We start from the raw sequence: 26,088 nt of genomic DNA, 5'->3' as shown, positions 1-26,088 counted from the left end.
CTTCCAGTGGAGCATCCGGGTCGTGGCGAGTCAATCAGCCGGGCCGGACGAACGGATCATGGGTTGCGCAATCAGAATCTACACGAGTAGAGTCCGGAGCATGCAGACCGGTTCTCCCGCCTTCGTCCTCGACACCGACATCGGCACGGACGTCGACGACCTCCTCGCGATCGCTCTCATCCTCGGCAGCGACGACCTCGACCTTCGCGCCGTGACCACGGTCTACGGCGACGTCGAGCTCCGGGCCCGCATCGTGGCGAAGGTCTTCCGCACGGCCGGCGCGCCCGCCCCCTCGATCGCCGTCGGCGAGCGCGCCACCCGATCCGGTCGCGAGGTCTGGTGGCCCGGCCACGAGGGCGAGACCATCGCGGATCTGGACGCACAGACGTACTCCTCCGCACGCGACGCCGTGTCGGAGCTCGCCTCCGCGCGCACCGTGGTCGCGATCGGCCCGCTGACCAATGTGGCGACCGCCGTGGAGCGGGCCGGGCACGGCATCGAGCGCATCGTGATGATGGGCGGCGAGTTCGCGGCAGGAGTGGTCGAGCACAACATCCGCTGCGATGTGACGGCGGCGGACGTCGTGTTCCGCAGCGGCGTTCCGATTCTCGCCATCGGGCTGGAGCAGACCGAGCGCATCCGCCTCCGGCACGACGACCTCGACCGCATCGGGCGGTCCGGCCCCCTCGGGGCGCTCATCGGCGCCGAGATGCGGCGGTTCTGGGAGTTCGCCGACCAGGACTACAACGTCCCGCACGATCCGCTCGCCGTCCTCTCCCTCGCCCGGCCCGACCTCTTCGAGATCACCCGCGGCACGATCGAGCTGGAGGCGGTCGGACCCGACGAGGGCGTGACGCGCTTCACCGCGACGCCGGACGGACCGCACGCCATCGTCACCGGCATGGACGTCGGCGCCGTCGCGGACGAGGTGCTCGCCCGCATCGTCCGCGCGTGCTCGCTGCCGCCGCACCCCTCCACCCCCTGAGTCCCCGAACGACCCGTTGCCCACCCGAACCACTCGACGAGGAGAGATCATGAAGTCCACGGCACTGCGGCTCGGCGCCGCCGCCGCCACGCTGGCCATCGGCAGCGCCGGGCTGGCCGCCTGCGCCCCCGCCGGAGGGGGCGACGCCGCGCCCGACGGCGAGGTGACGCTCACGTTCGCCAACGCGGATCCGGCCGACACCTGGGCGGTCGTCATCGACGCGTTCCAGAAGGCCAACCCCGGGATCACCGTCAAGCAGCTCAACATCCCCTACGCGCAGTACACGAGCACGATCAACCAGCGCATGACGGGCGGGGGCGGCGACATCGACCTCATGGTCGTGGACGCCGGCGGGGCCGTGCTCGACTGGGCCAACCGCGGATTCCTCGCCGACATCTCCGACCTCAAGGACGCCGCGGTCGACGCGGCAGTGAGCGAGGACATGGTCACCGCACGCGAAGCGGACGGCAAGCTCTACGCCTTGGAGACCTGGACGACCTCGCAGTTCCTGTACTACAACCCCGAGATCCTCGCCGCCGCGGGCGTCGAGCCCCCGAGCAGCGACCCGCAGCAGCCGTGGACCTACGAACAGCTCACCGACGCAGCACGAAAGATCAAGGATGCGGGCGCGGCCCAGTACCCGTTCCTCTTCGACCAGTGGGACTCGTACTACCAGCTGCAGATGGTCGGGGTCTCGGCCGGCGGCGGGGACGGCATCGACGCCGACGGGAACGTGGACTTCTCCAACCCCGGCTGGCAGCGGGCCCTCACCTGGTACCACGACCTGTTCGAGGAGGGACTGTCGCCCCGCGGCGTCACGAACGACAAGAACGGCGCGCTGTTCCAGACCGGCAAGGCCGGATTCATCGTGTCCGGCCCCTGGGGCGTGAACGTCGCCGAGGAGGGCGACATCCCGTACGGCGTCGCCCCCGCGCCGTACTTCGACGGCGGCGAGCAGGCCACCTCCACCGACTCCTGGTCGGTGGGCATCTCGGCGAAGTCGAAGAAGCAGGACGCGGCTCGTGCATTCCTCGAGTACCTGACGATCGACCCGACCGGCAACGCCCAGTCCGCCGAGGTCGCCGGCATCGCACCGACGAACAAGGAGGCCTACGCGGCGTATGCCGAGAGCATGTCCGCGCTGGGCGGGGAGGCGACCGCGGAGTTCGGCGCGATCATGCAGTTCCAACTGGAGAACAACGCCGTGCACCGTCCCGCGGTGGTCGGCTATAGCGTGTTCGAGCCCGGGGCGAACCAGATGTTCTCCGACATCCGTAACGGATCGGATCCCCGTGAGCGGGCCGCGCAAGCCGACAAGGACATCGAAGCGCAGATCGCGCGACTGAAGTGACATGACCGACACCACAGCACCGACGTCCGTGGCGGGTCCGGGTTCGGCCCGGCCCGTCACGGGCCGGGCACCCGCCCGCCGCCGGACCACGGCGCTGCGCGTCACGCTCATCGCGTTCGCGATGCTGACCCCGGCGCTGCTCACGCTGATCCTGATGCGGGTCGTCCCCCTGCTCAGCGCCGTCGGCATGAGCTTCCAGCACGTCTCCCTCGCCACGGGCGAGACCACGTTCGACGGCTGGGCGAACTACGTGTACCTGTTCAGCGACCCCAACTTCCATTCCGTGCTCATCGTGACGCTCGTGTTCAACCTCGTGCTCAACCCGGTCATCGTCGTCCTGTCCACGGCGCTCGCGCTGCTCCTCGTGCAGAACATCCCGCTCGTGGGCCTGTGGCGATCCATGATCTTCGTGCCGGCCGCGGTTCCCGGCGCCGTCGTGGCGCTGATCTGGAGCACGGCGCTGCAGCCCGACGGCCTCGTGAACGGCATCCTCGGTGCCGTCGGCCTGCCGGCACAGCCCTTCCTCACCTCGGCGAACCAGGCCGCGTTCTCGATCGGCATCATGGTCACCTGGGGGGCGCTGGGCTACTGGATGATCTTCATCATCGCCGGCCTCAAGGACATCCCGGGGTCCCTCTACGAGGCGGCCGCGCTCGACGGCGCCGGGTGGTGGCGGCGGCTCTTCTCGATCACGCTGCCCCTGCTGAAGCGGCCCATGGCATTCGTCCTCATCGCCTGCACGGTCGGGTCGTTCCTGTTGTTCGCGCCCGTGCAGATCCTCACCAAGGGCGGCCCGAACGGCTCGACGAACCTGATCATGTACGACATCTACAACCGCGCGTACCTGCTCGGCGACCTCGGCGTCGGTCAGGCGGAGGTCGTGGTGCTGATGCTCCTGCTCTCCCTCATCGTCCTGGTCCAGTTCCGGCTGCTGAAGGAGGACCGAGCATGAGACGCTCCCGCGGCGCCACCGTCGTCCTGACGGCGGCCTCGGCACTGGTCGCCGTGTCCGTGTTCCTGCCGCTCTGGTGGGTCTTCGCCTCGTCCATGCGCCCCGGCAACTCGTACGTCGAGCACATGACTCCGCTCTCCTGGCTGGCCTTCGTCCCGCTCGGCGGCGACGTCACCAACTACGCCGCGCTGGGGTCCGGAGCCTTCCTCCTCGGGCTCTTCAACAGCTTCCTCGTCGCCGGCCTGACGATCGTCCTCGGGCTCGCGATCGCGATCCCCGCCGCCTATGCGCTCGCGACGATGGAGTTCCGCGGGCGCGGGATCGTCTTCAGCTTCATCATCATCGTCGCGATGATCCCCTTCGACGCGATCGCGATCCCCCTGTCCTCCCTGTTCCAGGGGTGGGGCCTGAGCGACTCGTACGCCGGGCTGGTCCTGCCCGCGCTCGCCAACGGCTTCGCGATCTTCGTGCTGCGGCAGTTCTTCATGGGCGTGCCGCGCGAGCTCATCGACGCCGCCGAGGTGGACGGTCTCGGGCGCCTGGGCACGCTGTGGCGGATCATCCTCCCGCTGTCGAAGCCTTCGCTGATCGGGGCCGGGATGATGCTGTTCCTCTCGCAGTGGCAGGCCTACCTGTGGCCGCTGCTCATCGGCACCTCGCCGGAGCGGCAGCTGGCCCCGATCGTGCTCGCGAACCTCAGCACCGCCTTCACCGTGGACCTCGGGCAGATCCTCGCCGGTTCCTTCGTGCTGAGCATCATCCCCATGATCCTGCTGCTGTTCTTCCAGCGGCAGTACACCGAGTCCCTCTCCACCACGGGGCTCAAGGGATGACCTGACCCACACGCGGGCACTCGGCCCGCCGAAGCACCTGACGAAGGAGACAGGATGAAGACGTACGGACGCCTTTCGGCCGGCATCGCCCTGGCCGGCGCGCTGGCCCTCGGCTCGGGGACCGCGCCCGCGGCCGCCGCGGTGAGCTGGGACCCTGAGTCGCTCACGACCGAGTACGTCCCGACGGGCCCGCCGGACGCGGACGGCCAGCGTCTCTACTACGCCTACGCGCCGAGCGCGATCCGCAGCGGGTCCGAGACCCGGGTGTGGACGTGCCACAACTCCGTCTCCGGCGTGATCGAGGACGACATCTTCGCGACGACCCTCTCCGGCGGGTCGGTCGTCGCCGACGCCTCCGTCCTCACCCGGAGCGCCAGCGGCTGGGACTCCTTCCACATCTGCGATCCGTCGGTGATCCGTGTCGACGCGACCTACGGCGGGACCGCCTACCGCTACGCGATGTTCTACCTGGGCAACGACCAGGACGCCAGCGCGCACAACCAGGTCGGCGTCGCCTACGCCACGAGCCTGGACGGGCCGTGGGTGAAGAACCCGACCCCCGTGATCGCCTTCTCCGGCTCCGACACCGGCGCGTGGGGTGCGGGCCAGCCGAGCGCCACGACCGTCGACCCGGAGGCGGGCACCGCCGTGCTCTTCTGGACGGAGGGCTACGGGGACACGATCACCTATCGGGCCCTCGTCGACCTGGACGAGCCGGGCGGACCCGTCGTCGGTCCCCGTCTCCCCGTCACGACGAGCGGTCTGACGAGCACCACCGGCGGGACGGACTGGCTGAACAACGCGGACTTCGCCTACGACCCGTCCCGCGACCGGTTCTACGTCGTGCGCGAGCAGCACCCGTATCCGACCGACTCCCCGGACTACATCGGCTCGTCGGTGCAGGTCGCCAGCATCCCGGGCGCGAGCGTCTGGGGAGGGGGCGGGACCTGGACGGTCGAGGCGGAGATCGATCCGGGTCTGACCGGATACGCCCGTAACCACAACGCCGGAATCCTCCGCTCGGAGTACGGCACACTGATCGACGCGCAGAGCCTCACGGTCCTGTTCACCACCTCATGCGGCGGGTGCACGGACTCCCTGTGGCAGTATCGGCTGCACAGCGTGACCGGCGCGATCGACTGAGCTACCGGGCGGTCGCCGCGCATCCGCACGACTCCCGGGCGACGAGCTCGACCGGGATCAGCAGCGGCGACCGCTCGAGGCCCTTCTGCAGCACGGCGGTGAACGCCGCCTCGGCGATGAGCCGGATCGGCTGCTCGATCGCCGTCAGCGGCGGATCGCTGTACACGGCGTCCTCGGTGCCGTCGAAGGAGATCACCGCGAGCTCGTCGGGGACGCCGATCCCCTCGCGCCGGGCCGCCGCGAGGAGGCCGAGCGCCTGCACGTCGGAGGTGACGAACACGGCGTCCGGTCGATCCGCGCGCCGGAGGAGCTCGCACCCCGCCTCGAAGCCCCCCGCCCGGGAGAACTCGCTGCGCACGATCAGCTCGTCGCCGTTCGAAAGGCCCTCCGCCTGCAGTGCATCCCGCCATCCCTGCTGCCGTCGTTCCACTCCCGGGGCACCGCGGGGACCACTCAGCAGGGCGATCCGCGTGCGCCCGTGACCGATGAGGTGCGAGACCGCCTGCATCGCCCCGCCACGATCGTCGACCATCACCGACAGCTGACCCGGCCGCGACCGCTGGTCCAGGAAGACCGTGGGAGTGGATCCGGTCTCGGCCACCGACGCCGGATCCAGGCTTACGATGACGAGGCCGTCGATCTGATGGCTGACGAGGGACTCCACCTGGGCGCGCTCCCGGTCGATGTCATTGTCGGCGTCACCGAGGAGCAGGGCGTAGCCGGCGGCGAACGCCTGGTCCGAGAGCTCCCGGGCGAGGGCGCCGAAGTACGTGTTGCTGACGTCGGGGACCACCAGGCCGATCGCCTGCGCGCTGCGCAGGCGCAGGGCACGAGCGACCGCGTTCGGGCGGTAGCCGAGCTGCTCCATGGCGTCGAGAACGCGAGCGCGGGTCGCGGCGGCGACCGGGCGCGGACCGTTGTTGACGACGTAGCTCACCACCGCCGTGCTCACCCCGGCCAGCCGGGCGACGTCGCTGCGCGTCGCGGCGTGCGTCGGCGCGACGGTTCCCTCTTCGTCCGTCACCGTGCTCCCCCTCGTTCGTCGGGCTCGTCTCAAGTATTGCTGCGCTCCCCGAGTCTATTCGAGTAGATTGATGCCATGCCGACTCCCGTCGTCGTCGTGACCGACCTCTACCTGCCGCCGGAGGACCCCGGGGACAACTTCGATCTGCTGTTCCCGTTCGGTTCGGGTCGGATCGACCTGCGCGCCGTGATCCTCGACGTCTCCATCGAGAAGCGCGAGTCCGTCCGCGAGGGCGTGATCGGATATCCGGGCCCCAGGGACCCCGGCCTGATCCCCGTGGCGCAGCTCAACGCCCTCTTCGGAACGCGCGTCCCGGCCGCCGTCTCGCCGTTCGCCCGGATGCGCCGGCCCGACGACGAGATGCGGGACGTCCCGGCGTTCCAGCAGGAGGGGCCCGAGCTCATCCTCGACACGCTCCGTCGGGCCGCGGAGCCGGTCCATCTGATGTCCTTCGGCTCGGCGCGCCCGATCGCGGTGGCGTTCAACCGCGATCCCGACCTGATGCGGGAGAAGGTCGCACGCGTGCACTTCTCAGCCGGGTCCACGACGCTGGACTACCTCGAGTGGAACGTGTACCTGGATCCCCTCGCCGCTCGGCGACTCGTCGACTCCGGCCTCCCCGTCGCGCTGTACCCGTGCGCGTCCGCCGTCGACTGCTACACGCCGGACGTCCACAACACGGTGTGGTGGCTCGAGGACCTGGCCTGGATCGAGGGGATGCACCCCGCGCTCCGGCGCTATCTCCTGTACGGCCTCGGCGGCGAGCCGCGGATCGACTTCCTCCGCGCGCTCGACGAGGACCCTCCCGCCGACACCGCGGCGCGGGTGTACGGCCGCCGGCACGCGGTGTGGGAGACCGCTGCCTGGATGATCGCCTCCTCGTCGTCGCTCGTGCGACGCTCCGACGGCACCCACCGCATCGTCGGGTCCGAGGAGGTCCGACCGGGCGACCGCGTGATCCCCAACGAGCTGATCCCCGCCCGCGTGCGGACCCACCCCTCCGGGCTCTACACGTTCGAACCGGACGACGCGGGCGACGACGACGTGCTCGTCTTCCGTCGCCAGGATCCAGCGGAGTACGAGGCCGCCCTGCAGGAGGCCCTTCCGGCGCTCTATCGCGGCTTCAGCCCACCGGGGTGGCAGGGCTCGACGACGGGGTCGCTCCGCGACGCCACTCCCGCCGCATACGCGGGCCCGCTCCTCTGATGCCGCCTGCACCCCCGGACGACCCCTGCGCGGGGCTCACCCGGGGTCGCCGCCCTGCCGGAGCAGGTCCGTCTCCACGCGGTTGAGCTCGGCGGCCCGGGCGAGCAGGTCGGCGGCGAACTCGATCTGCTCGTCGTCGAGCGTGTCGAGATAGGCGTTCCACCTCTCCGCGACCCGCCCGTAGACCGGGCCGACGCCGGTCTGCACGGCGACGGGGTCGGCGGTCACGATCACGCGCCGCCGGTCGTTGTCATCCCGCGTCCGCCGGACGTATCCCGCGCGCTCCAGTCGATCGATCATCGCGGTGACGGCGCCGCCCGCGGTGAGCCCGGTCCGCGTGGCCAGCTCGCCCGGCGTCGCGGGCCCGTTGCGCAGGAGGATCCCGACCGCCTGCAGGTCCGTGCTGTTCAGCCCCGCCGAGCGCGCGACCGCGTCCTGGAACAGCACCGCTCGCGCCATGAACTCCTGCATCGCCTCGCCCTGACGCGCGATCGCCGCGGCACGCCGTGCAGACGGCTCCCCCATCTGATAACCTCTCTAATATCGAGAGACTCTTTCTTGGAGACTCTCGCTCTCCCTACCAGACTATCGAAAGGCAGATCCGATGCCCAAGGCGCTCATCATCGGCGGCGGCGTCGCGGGGCCCGCCGCCGCCCTGTTCCTCCGACGCGCAGGATGGGAGGCCGAGATCTTCGAGGCCCGTCCCGCCCCGGATGCGTTCGGCGGGCTCTTCCTCAACGTCGCGACCAACGGGCTCGCCGTGCTCGACACGCTCGGCCTGCGCGACCGGCTCCTCACCGACGCGCACCCCTGCCCCTACATGCAGATGCGCAGCGGGCGAGGACGCACGCTCGGCGTCGTCCCGAACGGGCCCGCGGGGGAGCCGGAGCGCGGCAGCGCCGTCGTCCGCCGCGAATGGCTCAACGCCGTGCTCCGCGAGGGCACCGAGGCCGCGGGCGTCCCGACCACGTGGGATGCCCGGCTCGAACGGATCGTCGAGGACGCGGACGGGGTGACGGCCCATTTCGCGGACGGCCGCCGGGCGACCGGCGACATCCTCGTCGGAGCCGACGGCATCGGGGCCCCGACGCGACGATGGATCGATCCGCAGGCGCCCGAACCGGCGTACACGGGACTCATGAGCATCGGCGGGTTCGCACGGGTCGACGGCCTCGCCCCGACCCCGCTCACGCAGACGATGGTGTTCGGCGCCCGCGGGTTCTTCGGCTACCTCGTCCGTGACGACGGCACCGTGTACTGGTTCGCGAACCCGACCCATGCGGAGATCGACCGCGAGGCGCTCCGGACGAGGCCGGTCGAGGAGTGGATCGACGAGCTCCGCGCCCTGCACGCCAACGATCCGTTCCCCGTCCCGCAGATCCTCGACGCCGTCACCGGGCCCGTCGGCGCCTACGGCATCTACGAGCTCCCCCATGTGGCGCACTGGCATCGGGGGCGCGTGGTCGCGATCGGCGACGCCGTGCACGCCACCTCGCCCAGCGCCGGCCAAGGCGCCTCCCTCGCCCTGGAGGACGCGGCGACGCTCGCCCTGTGCCTGCGTGACGACCCGGATCACGAACGAGCGTTCGCGCGGTACCAGGCGCTGCGTCAGCCGCGGGCCGAGGAGGTCGTCGCGTACGCGAGCGCGATCAGCAAGCAGAAGAAGGTGACCTCGTCGCGCCTCGCGATCCTCATGCGCGACGCTCTGCTGCCTCTGTTCCTCCGCGGCGCGATGCGCGACACCCGCAACAACCATCTCTACAACCACACCGTGCCGTGGGACTGAGCCGGCCGGCCTGATCGGGCTCCTCTGGGCCGGAGCTTTTGGGCCGGAGCTTCTGGCAAGCTGATGTCCGCACCCGGCGGCCGCAGCTCCCTCGCCGCCGAGCAGGAGGGAAGCGCGGGATGGACGCGGGAACAGCGGCGCACGCGGTGTCGGCGATCGAGGCCGAGGTCGACGAGGTGCTCCGGAGGGTGACCGGACCGGATCGTGCCGGGACCCGGTTCGCCGCGTCGCGTCCGGCATTCGTCGCCGCCCTCGACCCGCAGGCGCTCGTGGCCCTGAACCTGGGGTCGCCGGAGCAGCACCTCGGACCGGTCCTCGCCGCGAGCCTGCGTCACGACCCGGCGCGGCTCCGCGATCACGCCGTCGACTACCTCCGGATTCGCGCGGTGAGCCGGGTGGCGGTCCCTCCGTTCGGGGGCGGCGTGGGCCTCACGGACCCGCTCCTCGGCTTCGCCGCCGACGACGAGGCGATGATCCGTTACGACGCCGCCCGCTCGACGCCGATCGACGCCGGCAGCTGGACCGGCGACCCCGACGTCCCGATCCTCCAGAACCTCGTCCACGCCGTGCTCGTCGGCGAGGCGCCCGCCCGCGACCTTCCGGCGGAGAACCTCCCCCGCGCGACCGCGGCGCTGGTGCAGGCGCTGCAGGCGATCCTCCGGGAGGACGCCCCAGCCTTCCACGACGGCATCCGCGCCTTCCGCTCGCACGCCCGGCGCAGCAGGTGGATCCGCGACCGCTACAAGGGGCTCTCCGACGTCCCGATCCTCACCCTCGGCCTGTGCGCCGCCGCCCTGCGCCGGGGCCTGCCCCTGCCCGACGAGGTCCTCAGCCCCGGGGAGCGCACGTACCTGGAGGGGCTCCGCACTCCCCTGCCTCCGCCGCGTCCCCGCGCCTACATCGGCGGTGCCGCGGTCCTGAACCCCCTCGTGACCGACCCCGGCATCGAGCTCCCGGCCCTGCGCCAGCGGCTCGCGGACGCCTGGGCACGGGAACCGCGCTGACCCCGAGCGGCGCCCGGATCAGCCGAAGTCGCCGCCACCACCACCGTTGAAGTCGGGGGCCATGTCGGCGAAGCGGGAGAAGTGGCCCTGGAAGGCGACCTGGATCGTCGCCGTGGGGCCGTTACGGTGCTTCGCCACGATCAGGTCCGCCTCGCCGGGACGGACGTCCTTGTCGTAGACGGAGTCACGGTGCAGCAGGATCACCATGTCGGCGTCCTGCTCGATCGATCCCGACTCGCGCAGGTCGCTGATCGCGGGCTTCTTGTCCTGCCGCTGCTCGGGACCACGGTTCAGCTGGCTGAGCGCGATCACCGGCACCTGGAGCTCCTTCGCGAGCAGCTTGAGCGCACGCGAGAACTCGGAGACCTCCTGCTGACGCGACTCGACGCGCTTGCCGCTCGTCATGAGCTGCAGATAGTCGATGATGACCATCTTCAGACCGGCGCGCTGCTTGAGCCGGCGGCACTTCGCGCGGATCTCGACCAGGGTCATGTTGGGGCTGTCGTCGATGTACAGGGGGGCGTCGTTGATCCGCCCGCGGGTCGCGGCCACGGTCGTCCAGTCGCGCTGATCGAGCGTGCCCTTGCGCATGTTCTGCAGCGGCACGGCGCCCTCGGCGCTGAGCAGACGCATGGCGATCTCGCTCTTGCCCATCTCCAGCGAGAAGAAGATGGAGGGCATGTTGTGGCCGATCGACGCCGCGCGTGCGAAGTCCAGCGCGAGCGTCGACTTGCCCATGGCCGGACGCGCCGCCACGACGATCATCTGGCCGCCGTGCAGCCCGTTGGTGAGCTCGTCGAGCTCGCGGAAGCCGGTCGGGACGCCGGTCATGGTCCCGTCGCGACCGTTCGCGGCCTCGATCTCCTCCACGGCGGCGTCGACCGCCACGGTGAGCGGCACGTAGTCCTCGGTCGTCTCGGTGCCGGTCACGGAGTAGATCTCGGCCTGCGCCGTGTTCACGAGGTCGGTCGCGTCGCCCTGCCCGTCGTAGCCCATCTGCACGATGCGGGTTCCGGCGTCGACGAGCTTGCGCAGGATGGCGCGCTCGGACACGATCCCCGCGTAGTAGCCCGCGTTGGCCGCGGTGGGGACGATCGAGGTGAGGGTGTGCAGGTAGTCGATGCCGCCGGCGCGCTGCAGGTTGCCCGTCTTGACGAGCTCGTCGCCGACGGCGATCACGTCGGTGGGCTCGCCGTGCGAGTACAGCGAGAGGATCGCCTCGAAGATCAGCTCGTGCTTGGGGATGTAGAAGTCGGTGCCGCGGAGGGTCTCGATCACGTCGGCGACGGCGTCCTTCGACAGCAGCATGCCGCCCAGGGCGCTCTGCTCGGCGATGAGGTCGTGCGGCGGGGTGCGCTCCGGCTCGCGCCCTCGTCCGAGTCGCTCCTCCGAGATGTCGGCGATCGACAAACCGCTCCCCCTTCTGCGCGCGTCATGCACGCCTCGAACGCTCGCGAACGCCTCGCCCGCGCTGGGACGCGGTTGCGCTCGGTGTCCGACCCGGGATCCCGAACGCGTGATGTGGACCGGACTCCGCACAGCAGATCACGGACCACCGACATCGCGTGTGACTCAGGCTAGGAGGGCGATTCCACACCCGCAACACACCCTGTGGATAACTCTGTGGAGAGGTTGCGAAGAACTTGGGTGTGTCTGTGAACAGCGCCTGTGGACAACGCGGTGGATGTCGGTGAGTGCGGACTTTTTAATGGGGCGTGAACAGGGATTAGTGCTTTCCCCAGCCTGTGGATGGATTCCCGCTTAAAGCGGGGATTGAAGGTTGTCGCGACACCGAACGTCATGTGCACAACCTGGGGAGAACAAGGGGATGGCGGGCCCTCTTGTCAAGCTCGGATCCGCGCCGGGCGCGTCTCCCGCGTGATCACGCGGAAGGCGCCGCGACACGCCGGGGCAGGATACCGATCGTCTCGGCGCTGCGACCGCTCAGGGGGTCGCGGAGACGATCGTCACGCCCTCGGGAAGCTCCGCGGCGAGGAGCGCGGCCGTGCGCATCGCGTCCTGCCGATCCTTCATGCCGGAGAACTGGATCTCGGTCGTCAGAGCGTCCCCGCACTCCAGGAAGAGCGACGGCGCCGTCAGGACCCCGCCGTCCAGCAGGACCGCCATCCGGGGGAGGGCCGGATCCTCGGCACAGGCGAGCGCACCGGTCAACGCCTCCATCGCCGCCCCGCCCGCGTCGGTGAGGTCCAGCAGCACGACCCACTCGCCCTGCTCGATCCGCGCCTCGACGCCCTCCACCGCGTCACCGGCGACGTCCGAGGGGCCGAGCCGCAGCAGTTCTCCGTCCGGCGTCTCCGCCTGGCACGCCTCCTGCGGGGTCGCGTCGACGCAGTCCGGCGGCGGATCGGCCGCAGGAGCGGTCACCGGCCGGATCGCCAGCGCCCCGGGAGCGGTGAAGACGTCCTCGGCGACCCCCATGGTGTCCGGGGCGAACCGCACGGTCACACGCTCCCCGTCCACCGCCGCCGAGACGCGTTCCATCCCGGCGGCCTCCAGGCGCTCCTCCAGCGCCTCTCGCGCGGCGTCGGCGCTCCCTGCGGGCACGTCGAGCACGACCTCGCTCAGTGGCGGCTCCGGGGTCATGGCGGAGCATCCGGCGAGGGCGCCGCCGAGCACGCCCCCGAGGACGGCGACGAGCGCGATGAGGGTCGGACGGATCGATCGACGCATGGCCGGATCCTAACCACCCGCGTCCGCTCCTGTCAGGCCCCAGCCGAGCGTCGCGGACCGGAGGGACGACGAAGCCCCCGGGTCCGAGGACCCGGGGGCTGTCGTACGGCGTCGCGCTTACTTGGCGGCGACGACCTGAAGGGTGATGACCGCGGTCACGTCCTCGTGGAGACGGACGGTGGCCTCGTGCTCGCCGACCGACTTGATCGGCGAGGTGATGTGCACCTTGCGCTTGTCGATCGCGCCGATGCCGGCGGCCTCGACGGCGTCCGCGACGTCGCCGGTCTTGACGGAACCGAACAGACGACCCTCGGCGCCCGCCTTGACGGCGAGGCGGACCTTGGCGGCCTGCAGCTTGTCCTTGAGCGCCACGGCCTCTTCGCGGTCGTGGATCGCACGGGCCTGGCGAGCCGAGCGGATCTGCTCGACCTGCTTCTCGCCACCGCGCGTCCACGCGACGGCGAAGCCCTGCGGGATGAGGTAGTTGCGGGCGTACCCGTTCTTGACCTCGATGACGTCGCCAGCGCTACCGAGCCCGGCGACCTCGTTCGTGAGAATCAGCTTTGCCATTGTCGGTACCCCTTAGCGGCCGGCGCCGGCGTAGGGCAGGAGCGCCATCTCGCGCGCGTTCTTGATCGCCTTGGCGATCAGACGCTGCTCCTGCACCGAGACTCCGGTGATGCGACGGGCGCGGATCTTGCCGCGCTCCGAGATGAACTTGCGGAGGGTCGCGACGTCCTTGTAGTCGATGACACCCACGCGGATGGACTTCGCGGGAGCGGCGTTCTTCGCGCCCTTCCGCGGCTTGCGGCGGTCGCCGCTCGACTTTCCAGCCATGAGATTTCCTTAGGTGATGAAGACTCCGGCCCCTCGACGGGCTCAGGACCGGACTCAGAAGTTTGGGATCAGAAGGGCGTGTCGTCGCCGAAGCTGCCGGGCGTCGACCACGCATCGGCGCTGGACGAGCCGGGCGTGGACCACGGCTCCTCCGACACCTGCTGCTGCTGCGGGCGCTGACCGCCGCCGCCACCGGCTCCTCCCGAGGCGGCGCGGGTGACCTGCGCCGTCGCGTAGCGGAGCGAGGGGCCGATCTCGTCGACCTCCAGCTCGATCGCGGTGCGGTTGTTGCCCTCGCGGTCCTGGTAGGAGCGCTGGCGCAGACGACCCTGGGCCACGACGCGCATGCCCTTCGTCAGCGAACCCGCCACGTGCTCGGCGAACTCGCGCCAGACCGACGCGCGGAGGAACAGCGCTTCGCCGTCCTTCCACTCGTTCGCCTGGCGATCGAAGGTGCGCGGCGTCGACGCGATGGTGAAGTTCGCCACCGGCAGCCCGTTCTGCGTGTAGCGCAGCTCGGGGTCGGCGGTGAGGTTGCCCACCACGGTGATGACGGTTTCGCCGGCCATGGGGATTACGCCTTCGCGACCTTGGGCTTGCGGGCGGCCTTCTCCTCGGCGCGCTTCGCCTCGGCGGCGACCATGGCCTGGGCCTCCTCGGCGCGCAGGACCTTGGTGCGGAACACGAGCTCGCTCAGCTTGAGCTGGCGGTCGAGCTCCTGCGTGGCCTCGCTCGTCGCGGTGAAGTTGACGACGGCGTAGATGCCCTCGCTCTTCTTGTTGATCTCGTAGGCGAAACGGCGCTTGCCCCAGACGTCGACCTTGTCGATCGAGCCACCATCGTTCGTGATGACCTTCAGGAACTTGTCGAGGTTGGGGGCAACCTGGCGCTCGTCCAGCTCAGGGGTCAGAATGACCATGAGCTCGTACTGGTGCGTCACTTACCCACCTCCTTCGGACTAGAACGGCTCCCGGGACTTTCCCGGAAGCAGGAGGGTGTGTTGCACGTGTCCGCCGTTCGGAGTCGAAGACTCCCGGGCAGACAACCACAACAGTCTAGCCGAGATCCCTCCACCCTGCTGACCGCGCCCGTCGGGCTCTCGCGGAGAACCCCCGCATCTGCGGACGAATCCGCCGTGGATCCCCGCCGATCCAAGTGAGCGCCGCAGATCCATGTGAACTCCGCAGATGCAGGGGATCTCCGGCGATGTGGGTCGGCCCGATCCCGTACCGCGGAGAAGGACCGTGCCTGCGGACGAATTCACCGAGAACCTCCGCCGATCCGCGCGATCCCCGCCGATCCACGCGATCTCCGCTGATCCGCGCGACCCGCGACCCGACAACGGCGGAGGACGACCGCAACGGCGGAAGGATCCGAAGGAAACGCCCGGAGATGCGTGCGATCTCCGCAGGCGGGGATCAGGCGGGGATCAGCCGGGTGTGCAGACCGGCGGACGAGAGGGAGCGGCGAGGAGCAGGGGATCAGCGGGCGGGGCGGATGCGGTCGCGGTGCGGAGAGGGCGAGAGGGTGAAGTCGCTCGCGCCGTGCGTCCAGGATCCGATCCCGCGACGCCCGCGCCACCGCCGCACGGCGACGATCGCACGCACGACCGGGGTGCCGAGCACGAGGGCGACGGCTCCAGAGAGCGTGCGGTCCTCAGCGCCGAGCACGCTCTTGCGCTGCCACGCCGCGTGGAGCGGCCCACCGCGCGGCGCGGGTGCCGTCCGCGGAGCCAGCGCGCCGCGACGACGCTGCGCGACCAGCCGCCGGGTCGTCGCCCACCAGTCCGACTCCGCCGGGTCGTGGAAGTAGTTCTGCGTGAGCCAGCGCGGATCCGGGCGACGGAAGCGGCGGGCGACCACGTCCTCCTCCCCTCCGCGCAGTCCGGAGTCCGCGAAGACGGTGTTCAGCAGCGCCTTGTCGAAGCCGAACAGATCCAAGGCGATCACGGGGACACCGGCCGCGACCGCCTCGATCGCGGCCGTCGATCCGATCGTCACGAGTCCCTCGGCCCGCGCGAGGGACTCCCGCATCGAACCGTACGAGAACACCAGGTTCGGCGGCACCGGCCCGATGTCGGCGATCAGCTCCGGATAGCCGTCGCGCTCGGCGTGGGTCTGCGCCTCCCCCGGCCGGGCGCGGAGCTTGACGACCACGCGCCGGGAGGGATCGGCCAGGGCCGCCCGCCGCAGGATCCCCGCGATCCGTGCACGGTCTTCTCGGGAGGAGGGAACGAGCGCCTGCGCGGCGAAGACGAGGTCCGTCGCCGGCTCGGTCCCGGACGCGCCGAGGCCGCCCGCCGTCCGGGCGAAGGGCAGCGTGGCGAGGCCGATGGGCACGTCGACGCGGATCCGCCGCGCGAGCTCGCGGTAGGCGCGGCGCTCGCGATGCGAATGCACCACGACGAGATCGCTGTGCGCGCGATAGGACAGCGCGCCGCGCAGCGCCGGCACCGACGCCCCGGGGAGCCCGGTGACGACCACGGGGCGCTCGACGAGCTGGTCGATCTCGCGCTGGAGCAGACGGATGAGCGGGCCGCGGGCCGCGAGCACCACGACGTCCGGACGATCCCAGTCCAACCAGCCGCGCAGTTCCCGGAGGTCGAGCCGCGTCCGGGCGCCGGGGGCCGCGAATCGGGTCCCGGCGACCGCCGTGCGCTCCTGATCGCCGCTCACACGCAGCGGCGTGCGCACGAGGAGCAGGTGTGCGCTGATCCCGCGCACCTCGTCGACGAGCGCGGCGCCCCACTTCACGAACGAGTCGGCGTCCGCGATCACGACCACGCGCCGCACGGCCGTGCCGACGGGCGGACGCACCGGATCCGGTCGCGACATGCCCGTGATCACCGGGCGCGCCACCTGCGCGACGAGCTCGTTCAGGCTCATGCCGGGACCCGGCGCAGCTTCGCCATCGGCGCGTGCTCGCCCGGGAACACGCGTTTGACCCCGTCGCCGAGCGCCGTCTCGATGACGCGGATGTCCCGCACGAGGCGCTCCAATCCGGTCGGCTCCAGCGAGGCGGCGTGATCGGACCCCCACATCGCCCGATCCAGCGTGATGTGTCGCTCCACCGCCACGGCGCCGAGGGCGACCGCCGCCAGCGAGATCTGCAGGCCCCGCTCATGACCGGAATACCCCACGGGGACGCCGGCGTAGCGGTCGCGCAGTGCGGGGATGACCTTGAGGTTGGCCTCCTCCGGCTCCATCGGATAGGTCGAGGTCGCGTGCATCAGGATGAGCCGGTCGGTGCCGAGCATCTCCAGCGCGCGGTCGATCTGCGGGATCGTCGACATCCCGGTCGAGAGGATGACGGGCTTGCCGGTGTCTCGCAGGGCCGCGAGCAGCTCGAGGTCGGTGAGGCTCGCCGACGCGACCTTGTGCGCCACCACGCCGAGCTCCTCCAGGAAGCGGACGCTCGGGACGTCCCACGGCGAGGCGAACCAGTGCAGGCCCGCGAGGGTCGCGTGGTCGCCGATCTCGATGTACTCGTCCCGGCCGAACTCCACCCTCCGGCGGTAGTCCAGGTAGGTCATGGTGCCCCACGGCGTCTCGCGCAGGGTGTCGCGCATGTGCTCGGGCGTGGCGATCTCCGGCGTGCGCTTCTGGAACTTGACGGCGTCCGCTCCCGCGGCGGCCGCGACGTCGATGAGCTTCTTGGCGAGCTCGACGTCGCCGTTGTGGTTCAGGCCGATCTCAGCGATCACGTAGACCGGGTTCCCCCCGCCCACCACGCGCGATCCGATGCTGACGGTCATGTGCGTCTCCGTTCGCTCCCCTCCGGCTTACGCACCGGGGGTGAACACCGAGCGACGCCGGCGTGTCTCCGCGGCGACGCGTGCGTGTCGGGTCCGGAGCGGTGCGCGGGGCGAGGGCGTTTCGACTCGCTGCGCTCGCTCAACGACCGGACGCGAAACCGGAAGCGAGGGCGTTTCGACTCGCTGCGCTCGCTCAACGACCGGACGCGAGACCGGAAGCGGGGGCGTTTCGACTCGCTGCGCTCACTCAACGACCGGGGGCGCGGGCGTCCGTCAACGGGCGGAGCGCTGGGTGCACACTGGAGCCATGGAGTTCCACGGATTCCTCCCCCTGGACGCCCCGGATCCGAGCATCGCCTCCGAGGCCCGACTGCGCGCGGTGCCGTTCCCCGTGTTCGAACTCTGTCCGCAACCCGCCCTTACCCGCGCGCCCGTCACCGGGTTCTCCGACACGATCGGCACCGGCGACGTCTCATCGATGTCCGTCTCCTTCAGCTATACGCTCTGGCGGTACCCGGACGACCACGCCGACCCGCGCAACGAGCTGGAGCAGGACGAACGCACCCGCCGTTCCCTCGATGAGGAGCCCCCATGGGGCCGACCGGAATGGCTCCGCCAACAGGCGAAGCTCCTGCATTACCCGATGCTGTGGGACGCGGTCCAGACGACCTGGCACGCAACCCCGGATCCGACGCGCCAGTCCCTGCCGCAGTTGCTCGTCGATCACGTGAACCAGATCCTCCGCAACCGCTTCCGCGAGGAGCTCGGACTACCGCCAGGGCCTCGCGGCGACAGCGCATGGATGGCGCCCGTCTCCGCAGTGGCACCGACGGAGGTCACCGTCGACGGACGCCAGCGATCGGCGGTACACCTCGACACGGACCCGTTCGTCTTCGCCGTCGGCTTCCGCGTCGATCGCCACGTCACCTGCACAGTCGTCATCCCCCGTGACGACCTTCCCCTCATCGAACTCGCTCTCCGCCGCTTCAGTAGCGCGGCCTGACCGGCGCGAGGGCGTTTCGACTCGCTGCGCTCGCTCAACGACCGGACGCGAGACCGGGGACGGGGGCGAGGGCGTTTCGTCTCGCTGCGCTCGCTCAACGACCGGGGGCGGGACCGGGGCGAGGGCGTTTCGACTCGCTGCGCTCGCTCAACGACCGGAAGCGGAACCGGCGGCGAGGATGCGCTCGGCGATCTCGCGGACCGCGCCGGACCCGCCGGAGCGGGCGAGGACGACCCGGGCCGCTGCCCGTACGTCGGGATGCGCGTTCGCGACCGCGACCGGCCATCCCGCGATCCGGAGGGCGCCGAGATCGTTCACGTCGTTGCCGACGTACGCCACGTCCGCGAGATCCACCCCCTGCTCCTGCGCCCACGCGGCGAGCGCGGCAGCCTTGTCGCCCACCGCCTGAAGGACGGGGATCCCGAGCTTCTCCGCACGCCGGAACACGACCGGATTGACCTCGGTGGAGAGGATGAGGACCGGCACACCCGCCGCCCGCAGCCGGGCCACGCCCATGCCGTCCTCCCGGCTGACCCGAACGCTCTCCCGCCCGTCCTGGTCCACCCAGGCGGTGTCGTCGGTGTGCACCCCGTCGAAGTCCGTCACCAGCGCACGGGCAGGAACCGGCTCGCCGCCGATCGGCTCGGGCGGCCCTCCTCCGGGAGACGCGGGGCCCAGGACGCCGGCCAGCGCGTCAGCCGCCGCGAGCTGGGCGGGGACGTCGATCTCGATCGCCGTGCTCTCAGGCACGACGACGACCCCGATCCGCCCGAAGAAGCGATGCTGCGCGGCGCGGAAGCCGTCGGCACGGAAGGCGTAGAAGGCGCCGGTCTCGAGGTGGTCCGGTGCGCGGTCCTGCCGGCGCGGTCGGAAGGCGGCGTCGTGGTTCACGGCTTCAGCCGTGCCGTCCGGTCCGCGCCGCCAGAGGAACCCGTACGTCTCGTGCGCGGCGAAGACGCTGTCGAAGCGACCGGAGCGGATATCCGCCACGGCACGGGCGATCCCGTCCACGGGGAGGAACGGCGAGGTCGCCTGGACGAACACGACGACCTCGATCCCGAGCCCCGCGGACTCCAGCTCGTCCAGGGCGTGCAGGAGCGCGCTCTCCGACGACGCCGTGTCGCTCGCGAGGTCGGCGGGGCGATCCACCACGCGGGCCCCGGCGGCGCGTCCGACCGCGGCGATCTCCGGATCGTCCGTCGAGACGACGACGAGGTCGACGCCCTCCGCCGCGGCCGCGGCGCGGACGGCGCGTTCCACGAGCGTCAGACCTCCCACGCGCTGCAGGTTCTTGCGCGGGATACCGCGGGATCCGCCGCGCGCCGGGATGATCGCGGCCGTGAGACCCTGTGGCGGCGTGTCGGCGCTCCCCGCACTCGCGACAGAGCCCCGCTCGTCGATCGGCCCGCGCGCACCCGAACCCCCGGCATCCGCCCCGAAGGGCGTCCCCGTCGTCATCGCCCTCGCACCGTCCTCCATACGCGGGCCGCGCGCCGGCGCGCACCCTGGATTGTCAGCCCCACCTGCTCCAGCCGCGAGACGCCCCCCGTGTCCACGAGCGCGGGGCCGAGCCCCACCCGGCGACGGGCCCGGTCGCGCCACGTCGGCACCGGGGCGCCGGGAAGATCGAGCGCGGCAAGGCGCTCAGGATCGAAGTACCGCGCGATCTCCACGCGGCCGAGTCGCCGCAGCAGCTCCTCCGCCCGGGGACGCAGCGCCGCGAGGATCCGCGGCTGCATGCAGTACCCGACGGCGTCGACGAGGAGCTGCAGATCCTCCGGGCGCGCGTACGGCGACCGCCGCCGCGTGAGCGCGTCGACGATCGTGGCCGGGATGCGGTTGCTGTTCTCGTACGGGGTCAGCCCGCGCAGCACCGTCCGCGTGCCGGCGGACGCGATCCGGACGCCGAAGAGCGTCTGCACGGTGGGCAGCGCGGTGGAGAAGCCCGCGACGACCCCCTCGGCGCCGATCCGGCGGGCGACGAGCTCGGCCGGTTCGTCGCCCTCGTGGACGGCGAAGCTCAGACCGTGCGCGGCGGCGCGCTCCCGCACGTGCGAGACCAGACCCGCCGTCGCGGCGGGGTGGGGCTTGAAGACGATCCCCGCGACACCCCACTCGGCGGCGCGATCGACCATCTGCGCCTGCATCTCCTGCTCCTCCGCCTCGGTGGCGAGGCCGAGCGCGGCCAGGTACTGCCCGAGCACGAGGGCGACCGGCTCTCCCCCGGCGGGACGGACGGTCGCGTCGGATCCGGCGTCGACCTCGTCGATCACCGCGCGCAAGGCGGGCGCGGGCACGGGGATCCGCGGAGCCCCGGTCTCGACGAACACCAGCGGCACGACCCCGGGGACCACGTCGGCGAGGATCACGCCGGCGATCCGCTCCGTGACCTGACGAGGCAGCCGGTCGCGGATCGGAGAGTAGGTCATCAGCCCGTCGCCCACGACGAGGATCTCGGCCTGGTCGAAGAGGGTCATCAGCGTGCGCGCCGGTGCCACCTGCGGGCTCTGCACGAACAGGCGGATCCGCTCCGTCTCCGCGTCCCACGCCCGCCGCAGCAGGCGGCCGAGCATCGGATGATCCTGCTCCGCGGGGATCCAGTCGCGCGGGTGATGCGGGTCCACGAGCGCGTTCAGCGACTCGACGCGATCGAACCGGTCCCGGAGCGTGCGCCACGCGGGATCCGCCGCGAGGTCGGGCGCGGTCTCCGGCACCGCCGACGACCCCACCGCGAGGAGCACCCGTCGGGGAGCGACGACCGCGCCGTCAGCGTCGACCGCCGGAGGGACCAGCCCCGCGTCGATGGCGGCGGTGGCCGTCATGAGGCCGTACGGGCTGTGCAGCGCGAAGACGTCGATCATCCGTGCTCCGCCTCTCGCAGGAGACGCGCCAGCACCCGCCGGCGGGGGCCGCCGATCCTCGGGATCGCTGCGCGGACCTCGTCCGACGGGAGGCGCGCCAGCAGCCCGCGGATTCCCGCGCGGAGCTCACGGCGCACGCCCGCCTCCATCCGCCGGGCGCGGACCAGGTGGTGCGAGCTGAGCGCGAGCACGGTGACCACCGCCTTCGGAAGTAGGCGCTCGGCATCCCTGTCGGTGCGGACGAGGTCGATCACCTCGGCGAGCGCGGGGACGACGTCGAGCTGGCGCCGATCGGTCGTGCGCGACAGCGAGCCGTCCATGCCGCGGCGGTACAGGAGGTGGGGCGCGTCCACCACCGCGAACGAGGTCGCCTCCAGGTGGAGCCTCCAGACCCAGGGCCGGTCCTCCGCCGTGAAGAGCCCGTCCCGGAACCGGGCGACACCGGAGTCGATGAGCCGCCGATGGAACATGCCCGCCCAGGCATACGGATAGTCCACCATGGTCGTGTCGTCCTCGGGGAGGACGCCGTCTCGCGGATCCGCGCGTCCTCCCCGACGCGTGAAGGGCGCGCGCACGAGGGCCCTCTCCCCCGCCGTGACCGTCACGTGATCGGTGCGGACGAAGTCGCAGTCCTGCATGCGCAGCGCCGTATGGAGCACGGGCAGCCGGCGCGGCTGCATCCAGTCGTCGCCGTCCAGGAAGCAGAACGCGTCCGCGGCCACGCGGTCGAGCCCCTGGTTCCGGGCGGTCGCGAGGCCGAGCGGATGGTCGTTGCGGATCACCTCGGCGTGCGGGAACCGCTCGGCATAGTGCGCCATGAGCGCGCCGGTGTCGTCCGCAGAGCCGTCGTCGATCGCGACGAGCTGAAGATCGCGAGGATCGTCGAACTGACGGGTCAGCGTCTCCAGCGCGGTGCCGATATACGCCCCCGCGTCCTTCGCGGGGAGCACGACGGTGACCAGCGGTGCGCGCACAGGGCTCCAGAACGACGGGGACGGGACGGCGTCGATCATGGCGCGGGCGGCTGACGGGCCGGAGACGACGAGGTGAACGGCGGATGACGCGTGCGCGCTGGGCCGGGCCTGCGTAGCGTGGGGACATGACCTCCCCCGCGACCGGATCCGACCGCCCCGCCGACCGATCCCCGGACGCCCACGGCTCCGCGTCCGCCTGGATCCCGGATCCCGCCGCCGCGGGAGGCTGGCTCCGCGCACGGCTCGACGACGGGTACGCGACGATGCACGGCGTGGTGCCCCGCGGATATCCCGCCTACGCGCGGATCCTCCATCCCGCGGTCGTCCGCTCCCTGCCCGATCGCCCGGTCCCCACCGCGGAGGAGTGGGACGCGATGACCGAGGACGAGCGCGAGCGGCTGTTCGGCCTGACGGAGGACCGACGCGCGACCTGGGCGGAGACCGCCGCGGCGTTCGGGACCACGGTGCACCCGCTCGCGCAGTGGCAGCACCTCGTGCGCACGCCGGCGGACGGCGACTGGCGCACCCGGCACGCGCCGGACGGACGCGAGTTCACGGCACCGGCCGAGGGCGACCTGTCTCCCGAGGACCTCGCCCCGGTGGCGGCGCACCTGGCCGCGCACACGACGACCCCGGAGGAGGGCGTCGTCGGCGTGTGGGCAGGCTACGGCGGACTCCTGGGCGCGTACGGCAGCAACGGCCGATCGTTCCTCACGTTCTCGGACGACCCCGCGGAGAACGCGCACGCCGCGATGCTCGCCGAGAGCACGCACGACCCGTTCAACAACCCCTTCCGCAAGGCGCAGTGGCGGGAGGGGATCCTGTCCCGCGAAATCTCGGAAGGACCGCGGCTGGAGCTTCCCGGGCGGGAGTACGTGCTGTTCACCGCGTCACCGCGCTCCTTCTCCGACCCGGACTGGATCCTCGACGTGCCGTGGCGCGACCGGATCGCCGAGGCGCACGGCCTCCCGCCCTCGGCGCACCACCCGAACCTCCTCTGGCCCGCAGACCGCGCCTGGGTGATGGTGAGCGAGATCGACTTCGACTCCACCGTCGTCGCCGGGAGCCCGGAGCTGATCCGGGCCCTGTGCACGGACCCGGCGATCGAGGCCCTGGCGCTCCGCGAGGGGGCGGACCTGCGCTGGGACGCCGACGGCGTCAACCGCTGAGGCGGCCGGGCGGCGGGTTCCCCTCCGTCCCTGCGCGGTCCCGGTTACCGTGGACCGGTGACCGATCCCTCCGCCGCCTCGTCGGCCCCGTTCGATGCGCGGGCGCTCACCGCGCCGATCGATCGCGCCGCGTTCGCGGAGTTCCGACGCACGCAGAAGGCGCTCGACGCCCAGAAGGAGGTGCCGCTCGGCCGGGTGTTCGCGTGGGTCGTCGCGGTGATCGCCATCGGGTTCGTGGTCGCCGTCGGGTCCACGGTGCTCGCTCTCGTGCTCGGCGGATCGCGCGGCGGGAGCTGGCTGGTGCCGGTGTTCGTCGTCGTCGCGGCCGTCGCGATCATCGGCTTCCTCGCCACGCGCCGCGCCCGGTGGGTCCGTCGGTACCGGCTGCACGCGTTCGCCCTCGCGAACGGCATGACCTACGAGGCGCTCGTCACGGATCCGCCGCTGCCCGGGATGATCTTCTCCCTCGGCCACAGCCGCCGCGCCGAGGATCTCGTGCGGGGCGACCGGCCGCGGTTCGTCGAGTTCGGGAACTACACGTACACCACGGGCTCGGGCAAGAACGCTCAGACCCACCACTGGGGCTACATCGCGATCAAGCTCGACGTCCCGCTCCCGAACATCGTCCTGGACGCCTCCTCCAACGACGGGCTCTTCGGATCCAACCTCCCCGCCCGGTTCACGAAGGATCAGCGGCTGTCCCTGGAGGGCGACTTCGACCGGCACTTCTCCCTCTTCTGCCCCGCCGGCTACGAACGCGATGCGCTGTACCTGTTCACCCCGGACGTGATGGTCCGCTTCCTGGACCACGCGGCGCACTTCGACGTCGAGATCGTGGACGACTGGATGTTCCTGTACACGCAGCGGCCGGTCGCGACGCTGGAGGAGCCCGTCTGGCAGGCCGCGTCCTCCGCGGTCGCGGCCGTGCTCACGAAGCTCGACCAGTGGGCCCGGTGGCGGGACGACCGGCTGCGGACCACGGCGACGCCGGCGTCCCCGGATCCTTCGGCACCGGCCGACGCACCCGCCTCCACCGCGGCGGTGCCCGGCCCGGTCGCGCCGCTCTCCGTGCCGTTCGCCCCGCCTCCGGGGGTCGCACCCGCGGGGAGGCGCCTGCGGCGTAGCGGCTCGTGGATCGGGATCGTCGTGTTCGTCGTCGTCGGCGCGGTCTGGCTCTGGCTCCGCGTCACCGGGAGCTAGCTGACGTCCCCGACGGCGCGGGCAGGTTAGCGTGGGGGCGTGAGCACGCCCCTGCCGCCCGGCTATTTCGACCATCGGCCCCTCGTCGACCCCGTCGACCCCGCGGCGGTCGCGGCGTTCGCCCGGGCACAGCGGGCGCAGAACCCGACGTCGGGCGGGCAGATCGCCGGGATCGTGATCGCGATCGTCGCGGTGGCGATCTTCGTCGTCCCGGTCCTGTTCCTCATGGCCATGGGTCTCGGCGTCACCCTCGGCGCGACCGCGGGCAGTGCTCCGGACGGCGGGCTCGGCCCGGGTGCCGGGATCGGGGCGCTCATCGGCGGGGCCGTCATGTTCCTGCTCGTGGGCGGCGCGGGCGCCGGCATCGGGATCGCGATCTCCCGGTCGATCCGCAACCGACGCATCGCCCAGTACCGGATCGCCCACTTCGCTGCGGCGAACGGCATGGCGTACATCGGCACGGTGCCGAACCCGCCGCTGCCCGGGATGATCTTCCACCAGGGATCGGGCCGCGCGGCGTCGAACGCGATCCGCGGGCTGCAGCCGCGGTTCGTCGAGTTCGGCAACCACCAGTACACGACCGGGTCCGGGAAGAACCAGACCACCCACCACTGGGGCTACGTCGCCGTGAAGCTGGACGTCCCGCTGCCGCACATCGTGCTCGACGCGCTCGGCAACAACACGCTGGGCAGCAACCTGCCTGCCTCCTTCCGGAAGGAGCAGCGGCTCTCGCTGGAGGGCGACTTCGATCGCCACTTCTCCCTCTACTGCCCCACCGGCTACGAGACGGACGCGCTGTACCTGTTCACCCCGGACGTGATGGTGCGCTTCATCGACCACGCGGCGCAGCTCGACGTCGAGATCGTCGACGACTGGCTGTTCCTCTACACGCCGCGACCGGCCTCGACGCTGGACCCGGCGACGTGGGCGTGGCTGTTCGGCGCCGTGGGCGCGCTCCTCACCAAGCTCGACCAGTGGGCGCGGTGGCGCGACGACCGCCTCCGCGGGCTTCCGGCCGTTCCCCCGGCCGCGGCGCCCGGCCCTCTTCCCTCCGGCGCACCCGCGGCGACGGGCGCGTCCGCACCGCTGCCGGCCGCGGGCGGCCCGGGGACGTTCGCCGCTCCCGCCCTCCCGTTCACGCCGCCGCCCGACCTGCTCACACCCCCTCCGCCGGGCGTGGCTCCGCCCGGTCAGCGCCTGCGGCGGACCGGGCCGTGGGTGGCGATCGCGATCGTGCTCGGCGTCCTCGCACTCACGCTCCTCGGCCCGCTGCTGCTGCTCGTCGTCCCCCTCCTCATCGCGCTCTGACGCCCCC

At 71.5% G+C, this 26,088-nt stretch carries 25 protein-coding genes; 12 read left to right on the top strand and 13 right to left on the bottom strand.

Annotated features, from left to right (window positions below; all coding sequences use genetic code 11):
- The first annotated feature begins 100 nt into the window (after positions 1 to 100).
- From V6R91_RS09575 to V6R91_RS09555, 5 genes are read left to right on the top strand one after another with little or no spacing between them, the layout of a single operon-like run.
- Complete coding sequence (locus tag V6R91_RS09575) at positions 101 to 985, top strand: nucleoside hydrolase (protein ID WP_231819537.1); 885 nt, start codon at positions 101 to 103, stop codon at positions 983 to 985.
- A 49-nt stretch (positions 986 to 1,034) separates the two neighbouring features.
- Positions 1,035 to 2,336, top strand: coding sequence for an ABC transporter substrate-binding protein (locus V6R91_RS09570; RefSeq protein WP_271059597.1), 1,302 nt, complete (start codon positions 1,035 to 1,037; stop codon positions 2,334 to 2,336).
- A 1-nt stretch (position 2,337) separates the two neighbouring features.
- The gene (locus V6R91_RS09565; RefSeq protein ID WP_084344509.1) at positions 2,338 to 3,288 is read left to right on the top strand and encodes a carbohydrate ABC transporter permease; all 951 of its coding nucleotides are present in this window, start codon (positions 2,338 to 2,340) and stop codon (positions 3,286 to 3,288) included.
- Positions 3,285 to 4,121 (top strand): carbohydrate ABC transporter permease, encoded by an 837-nt coding sequence (locus V6R91_RS09560; protein WP_067245642.1) that lies wholly within the window; start codon positions 3,285 to 3,287, stop codon positions 4,119 to 4,121. Before V6R91_RS09565 ends, V6R91_RS09560 begins: the two co-directional genes overlap by 4 nt.
- Positions 4,122 to 4,175: 54 nt before the next feature.
- A complete protein-coding gene (locus V6R91_RS09555) occupies positions 4,176 to 5,264 on the top strand; it encodes a hypothetical protein (protein WP_271059595.1) in 1,089 nt (362 codons plus the stop codon).
- A 1-nt stretch (position 5,265) separates the two neighbouring features.
- Here the strand turns inward: V6R91_RS09555 and V6R91_RS09550 are convergent, their stop codons facing one another.
- Positions 5,266 to 6,288 carry a LacI family DNA-binding transcriptional regulator gene (locus V6R91_RS09550; RefSeq protein WP_336395278.1) on the bottom strand — a complete coding sequence of 341 codons (1,023 nt, stop codon included), beginning with the start codon at positions 6,286 to 6,288 and terminating at the stop codon, positions 5,266 to 5,268.
- 75 nt (positions 6,289 to 6,363) lie between these two features.
- Between V6R91_RS09550 and V6R91_RS09545 the strand changes: the two genes are divergently transcribed.
- Positions 6,364 to 7,494 (top strand): nucleoside hydrolase, encoded by a 1,131-nt coding sequence (locus tag V6R91_RS09545; RefSeq protein ID WP_336395277.1) that lies wholly within the window; start codon positions 6,364 to 6,366, stop codon positions 7,492 to 7,494.
- A 36-nt stretch (positions 7,495 to 7,530) separates the two neighbouring features.
- On the opposite strand, the gene V6R91_RS09540 is transcribed toward V6R91_RS09545, so the two are convergent.
- Positions 7,531 to 8,019 (bottom strand): MarR family winged helix-turn-helix transcriptional regulator, encoded by a 489-nt coding sequence (locus V6R91_RS09540; RefSeq protein ID WP_336395276.1) that lies wholly within the window; start codon positions 8,017 to 8,019, stop codon positions 7,531 to 7,533.
- A 79-nt stretch (positions 8,020 to 8,098) separates the two neighbouring features.
- Between V6R91_RS09540 and V6R91_RS09535 the strand changes: the two genes are divergently transcribed.
- Together V6R91_RS09535 and V6R91_RS09530 are read left to right on the top strand one after the other, a co-directional pair.
- On the top strand, positions 8,099 to 9,280 hold the full coding sequence (locus V6R91_RS09535) for an FAD-dependent oxidoreductase (protein WP_336395275.1): 1,182 nt from the start codon (positions 8,099 to 8,101) through the stop codon (positions 9,278 to 9,280).
- Between the two features lie 119 nt (positions 9,281 to 9,399).
- Entirely contained in the window at positions 9,400 to 10,284 is an 885-nt protein-coding gene (locus V6R91_RS09530; RefSeq protein ID WP_336395274.1) for a hypothetical protein, read from the top strand.
- Between the two features lie 18 nt (positions 10,285 to 10,302).
- Here V6R91_RS09530 and dnaB read toward each other — a convergent pair whose 3' ends face one another.
- The 8 genes from dnaB to V6R91_RS09490 form a co-directional block, all read right to left on the bottom strand.
- Positions 10,303 to 11,694 (bottom strand): replicative DNA helicase, encoded by a 1,392-nt coding sequence (dnaB, locus tag V6R91_RS09525; RefSeq protein WP_231819530.1) that lies wholly within the window; start codon positions 11,692 to 11,694, stop codon positions 10,303 to 10,305.
- A 534-nt stretch (positions 11,695 to 12,228) separates the two neighbouring features.
- Positions 12,229 to 12,975: a SecDF P1 head subdomain-containing protein gene (locus V6R91_RS09520; RefSeq protein WP_336395273.1), complete on the bottom strand. Its 747-nt coding sequence runs from the start codon at positions 12,973 to 12,975 to the stop codon at positions 12,229 to 12,231.
- A 117-nt stretch (positions 12,976 to 13,092) separates the two neighbouring features.
- A complete protein-coding gene (rplI, locus tag V6R91_RS09515) occupies positions 13,093 to 13,545 on the bottom strand; it encodes a 50S ribosomal protein L9 (RefSeq protein ID WP_067245615.1) in 453 nt (150 codons plus the stop codon).
- A 12-nt stretch (positions 13,546 to 13,557) separates the two neighbouring features.
- Positions 13,558 to 13,812 (bottom strand): 30S ribosomal protein S18, encoded by a 255-nt coding sequence (gene rpsR / locus V6R91_RS09510; RefSeq protein ID WP_040168021.1) that lies wholly within the window; start codon positions 13,810 to 13,812, stop codon positions 13,558 to 13,560.
- A gap of 68 nt (positions 13,813 to 13,880) precedes the next feature.
- A complete protein-coding gene (locus tag V6R91_RS09505) occupies positions 13,881 to 14,381 on the bottom strand; it encodes a single-stranded DNA-binding protein (RefSeq protein WP_067245612.1) in 501 nt (166 codons plus the stop codon).
- 5 nt (positions 14,382 to 14,386) lie between these two features.
- Complete coding sequence (gene rpsF, locus V6R91_RS09500; RefSeq protein WP_067245610.1) at positions 14,387 to 14,752, bottom strand: 30S ribosomal protein S6; 366 nt, start codon at positions 14,750 to 14,752, stop codon at positions 14,387 to 14,389.
- Positions 14,753 to 15,293: 541 nt separating this feature from the next.
- Complete coding sequence (locus V6R91_RS09495) at positions 15,294 to 16,697, bottom strand: DUF6716 putative glycosyltransferase (protein WP_336395272.1); 1,404 nt, start codon at positions 16,695 to 16,697, stop codon at positions 15,294 to 15,296.
- Positions 16,694 to 17,566: an N-acetylneuraminate synthase family protein gene (locus V6R91_RS09490; RefSeq protein ID WP_336395271.1), complete on the bottom strand. Its 873-nt coding sequence runs from the start codon at positions 17,564 to 17,566 to the stop codon at positions 16,694 to 16,696. The genes V6R91_RS09495 and V6R91_RS09490 overlap by 4 nt, the downstream gene beginning before the upstream one ends.
- 307 nt (positions 17,567 to 17,873) lie before the next feature.
- On the opposite strand from V6R91_RS09490, the gene V6R91_RS09485 reads away from it, so the two are divergent.
- Positions 17,874 to 18,569 (top strand): hypothetical protein, encoded by a 696-nt coding sequence (locus tag V6R91_RS09485; RefSeq protein ID WP_336395270.1) that lies wholly within the window; start codon positions 17,874 to 17,876, stop codon positions 18,567 to 18,569.
- A gap of 147 nt (positions 18,570 to 18,716) precedes the next feature.
- Here V6R91_RS09485 and V6R91_RS09480 read toward each other — a convergent pair whose 3' ends face one another.
- From V6R91_RS09480 to V6R91_RS09470, 3 genes are read right to left on the bottom strand one after another with little or no spacing between them, the layout of a single operon-like run.
- Positions 18,717 to 20,027 (bottom strand): acylneuraminate cytidylyltransferase, encoded by a 1,311-nt coding sequence (locus V6R91_RS09480; RefSeq protein WP_336395269.1) that lies wholly within the window; start codon positions 20,025 to 20,027, stop codon positions 18,717 to 18,719.
- Entirely contained in the window at positions 20,024 to 21,430 is a 1,407-nt protein-coding gene (locus V6R91_RS09475; protein ID WP_336395268.1) for a polysialyltransferase family glycosyltransferase, read from the bottom strand. The genes V6R91_RS09480 and V6R91_RS09475 overlap by 4 nt, the downstream gene beginning before the upstream one ends.
- Positions 21,427 to 22,443: a glycosyltransferase family 2 protein gene (locus V6R91_RS09470; RefSeq protein ID WP_336395267.1), complete on the bottom strand. Its 1,017-nt coding sequence runs from the start codon at positions 22,441 to 22,443 to the stop codon at positions 21,427 to 21,429. Before V6R91_RS09470 ends, V6R91_RS09475 begins: the two co-directional genes overlap by 4 nt.
- Positions 22,444 to 22,529: 86 nt before the next feature.
- On the opposite strand from V6R91_RS09470, the gene V6R91_RS09465 reads away from it, so the two are divergent.
- From V6R91_RS09465 to V6R91_RS09455, 3 genes are read left to right on the top strand one after another with little or no spacing between them, the layout of a single operon-like run.
- Positions 22,530 to 23,573, top strand: coding sequence for a hypothetical protein (locus tag V6R91_RS09465; RefSeq protein WP_336395266.1), 1,044 nt, complete (start codon positions 22,530 to 22,532; stop codon positions 23,571 to 23,573).
- Positions 23,574 to 23,630: 57 nt separating this feature from the next.
- Complete coding sequence (locus V6R91_RS09460; RefSeq protein ID WP_336395265.1) at positions 23,631 to 24,773, top strand: hypothetical protein; 1,143 nt, start codon at positions 23,631 to 23,633, stop codon at positions 24,771 to 24,773.
- Between the two features lie 39 nt (positions 24,774 to 24,812).
- Complete coding sequence (locus tag V6R91_RS09455; protein ID WP_336395264.1) at positions 24,813 to 26,081, top strand: hypothetical protein; 1,269 nt, start codon at positions 24,813 to 24,815, stop codon at positions 26,079 to 26,081.
- The last annotated feature ends 7 nt before the right edge of the window (positions 26,082 to 26,088 follow it).

Source organism: Microbacterium sp. CCNWLW41 (assembly GCF_037083505.1).
Note: the sequence above shows the minus strand (reverse complement) of the source record. Positions and strands in the feature narration are given on the sequence as shown.

What these genes read in the sequence shown, in the direction of transcription:
- V6R91_RS09575 (WP_231819537.1), top strand. Translation starts at nt 101, where the DNA reads ATGCAGACCGGTTCTCCCGCCTTCGTCCTCGACACCGACATCGGCACG.
- V6R91_RS09570 (WP_271059597.1), top strand. Translation starts at nt 1,035, where the DNA reads ATGAAGTCCACGGCACTGCGGCTCGGCGCCGCCGCCGCCACGCTGGCC.
- V6R91_RS09565 (WP_084344509.1), top strand. Translation starts at nt 2,338, where the DNA reads ATGACCGACACCACAGCACCGACGTCCGTGGCGGGTCCGGGTTCGGCC.
- V6R91_RS09560 (WP_067245642.1), top strand. Translation starts at nt 3,285, where the DNA reads ATGAGACGCTCCCGCGGCGCCACCGTCGTCCTGACGGCGGCCTCGGCA.
- V6R91_RS09555 (WP_271059595.1), top strand. Translation starts at nt 4,176, where the DNA reads ATGAAGACGTACGGACGCCTTTCGGCCGGCATCGCCCTGGCCGGCGCG.
- V6R91_RS09545 (WP_336395277.1), top strand. Translation starts at nt 6,364, where the DNA reads ATGCCGACTCCCGTCGTCGTCGTGACCGACCTCTACCTGCCGCCGGAG.
- V6R91_RS09540 (WP_336395276.1), bottom strand. Translation starts at nt 8,019, where the DNA reads ATGGGGGAGCCGTCTGCACGGCGTGCCGCGGCGATCGCGCGTCAGGGC.
- V6R91_RS09535 (WP_336395275.1), top strand. Translation starts at nt 8,099, where the DNA reads ATGCCCAAGGCGCTCATCATCGGCGGCGGCGTCGCGGGGCCCGCCGCC.
- V6R91_RS09530 (WP_336395274.1), top strand. Translation starts at nt 9,400, where the DNA reads ATGGACGCGGGAACAGCGGCGCACGCGGTGTCGGCGATCGAGGCCGAG.
- V6R91_RS09520 (WP_336395273.1), bottom strand. Translation starts at nt 12,975, where the DNA reads ATGCGTCGATCGATCCGTCCGACCCTCATCGCGCTCGTCGCCGTCCTC.
- rplI (WP_067245615.1), bottom strand. Translation starts at nt 13,545, where the DNA reads ATGGCAAAGCTGATTCTCACGAACGAGGTCGCCGGGCTCGGTAGCGCT.
- rpsR (WP_040168021.1), bottom strand. Translation starts at nt 13,812, where the DNA reads ATGGCTGGAAAGTCGAGCGGCGACCGCCGCAAGCCGCGGAAGGGCGCG.
- V6R91_RS09505 (WP_067245612.1), bottom strand. Translation starts at nt 14,381, where the DNA reads ATGGCCGGCGAAACCGTCATCACCGTGGTGGGCAACCTCACCGCCGAC.
- V6R91_RS09495 (WP_336395272.1), bottom strand. Translation starts at nt 16,697, where the DNA reads ATGAGCCTGAACGAGCTCGTCGCGCAGGTGGCGCGCCCGGTGATCACG.
- V6R91_RS09490 (WP_336395271.1), bottom strand. Translation starts at nt 17,566, where the DNA reads ATGACCGTCAGCATCGGATCGCGCGTGGTGGGCGGGGGGAACCCGGTC.
- V6R91_RS09485 (WP_336395270.1), top strand. Translation starts at nt 17,874, where the DNA reads ATGGAGTTCCACGGATTCCTCCCCCTGGACGCCCCGGATCCGAGCATC.
- V6R91_RS09480 (WP_336395269.1), bottom strand. Translation starts at nt 20,027, where the DNA reads ATGACGACGGGGACGCCCTTCGGGGCGGATGCCGGGGGTTCGGGTGCG.
- V6R91_RS09475 (WP_336395268.1), bottom strand. Translation starts at nt 21,430, where the DNA reads ATGATCGACGTCTTCGCGCTGCACAGCCCGTACGGCCTCATGACGGCC.
- V6R91_RS09470 (WP_336395267.1), bottom strand. Translation starts at nt 22,443, where the DNA reads ATGATCGACGCCGTCCCGTCCCCGTCGTTCTGGAGCCCTGTGCGCGCA.
- V6R91_RS09465 (WP_336395266.1), top strand. Translation starts at nt 22,530, where the DNA reads ATGACCTCCCCCGCGACCGGATCCGACCGCCCCGCCGACCGATCCCCG.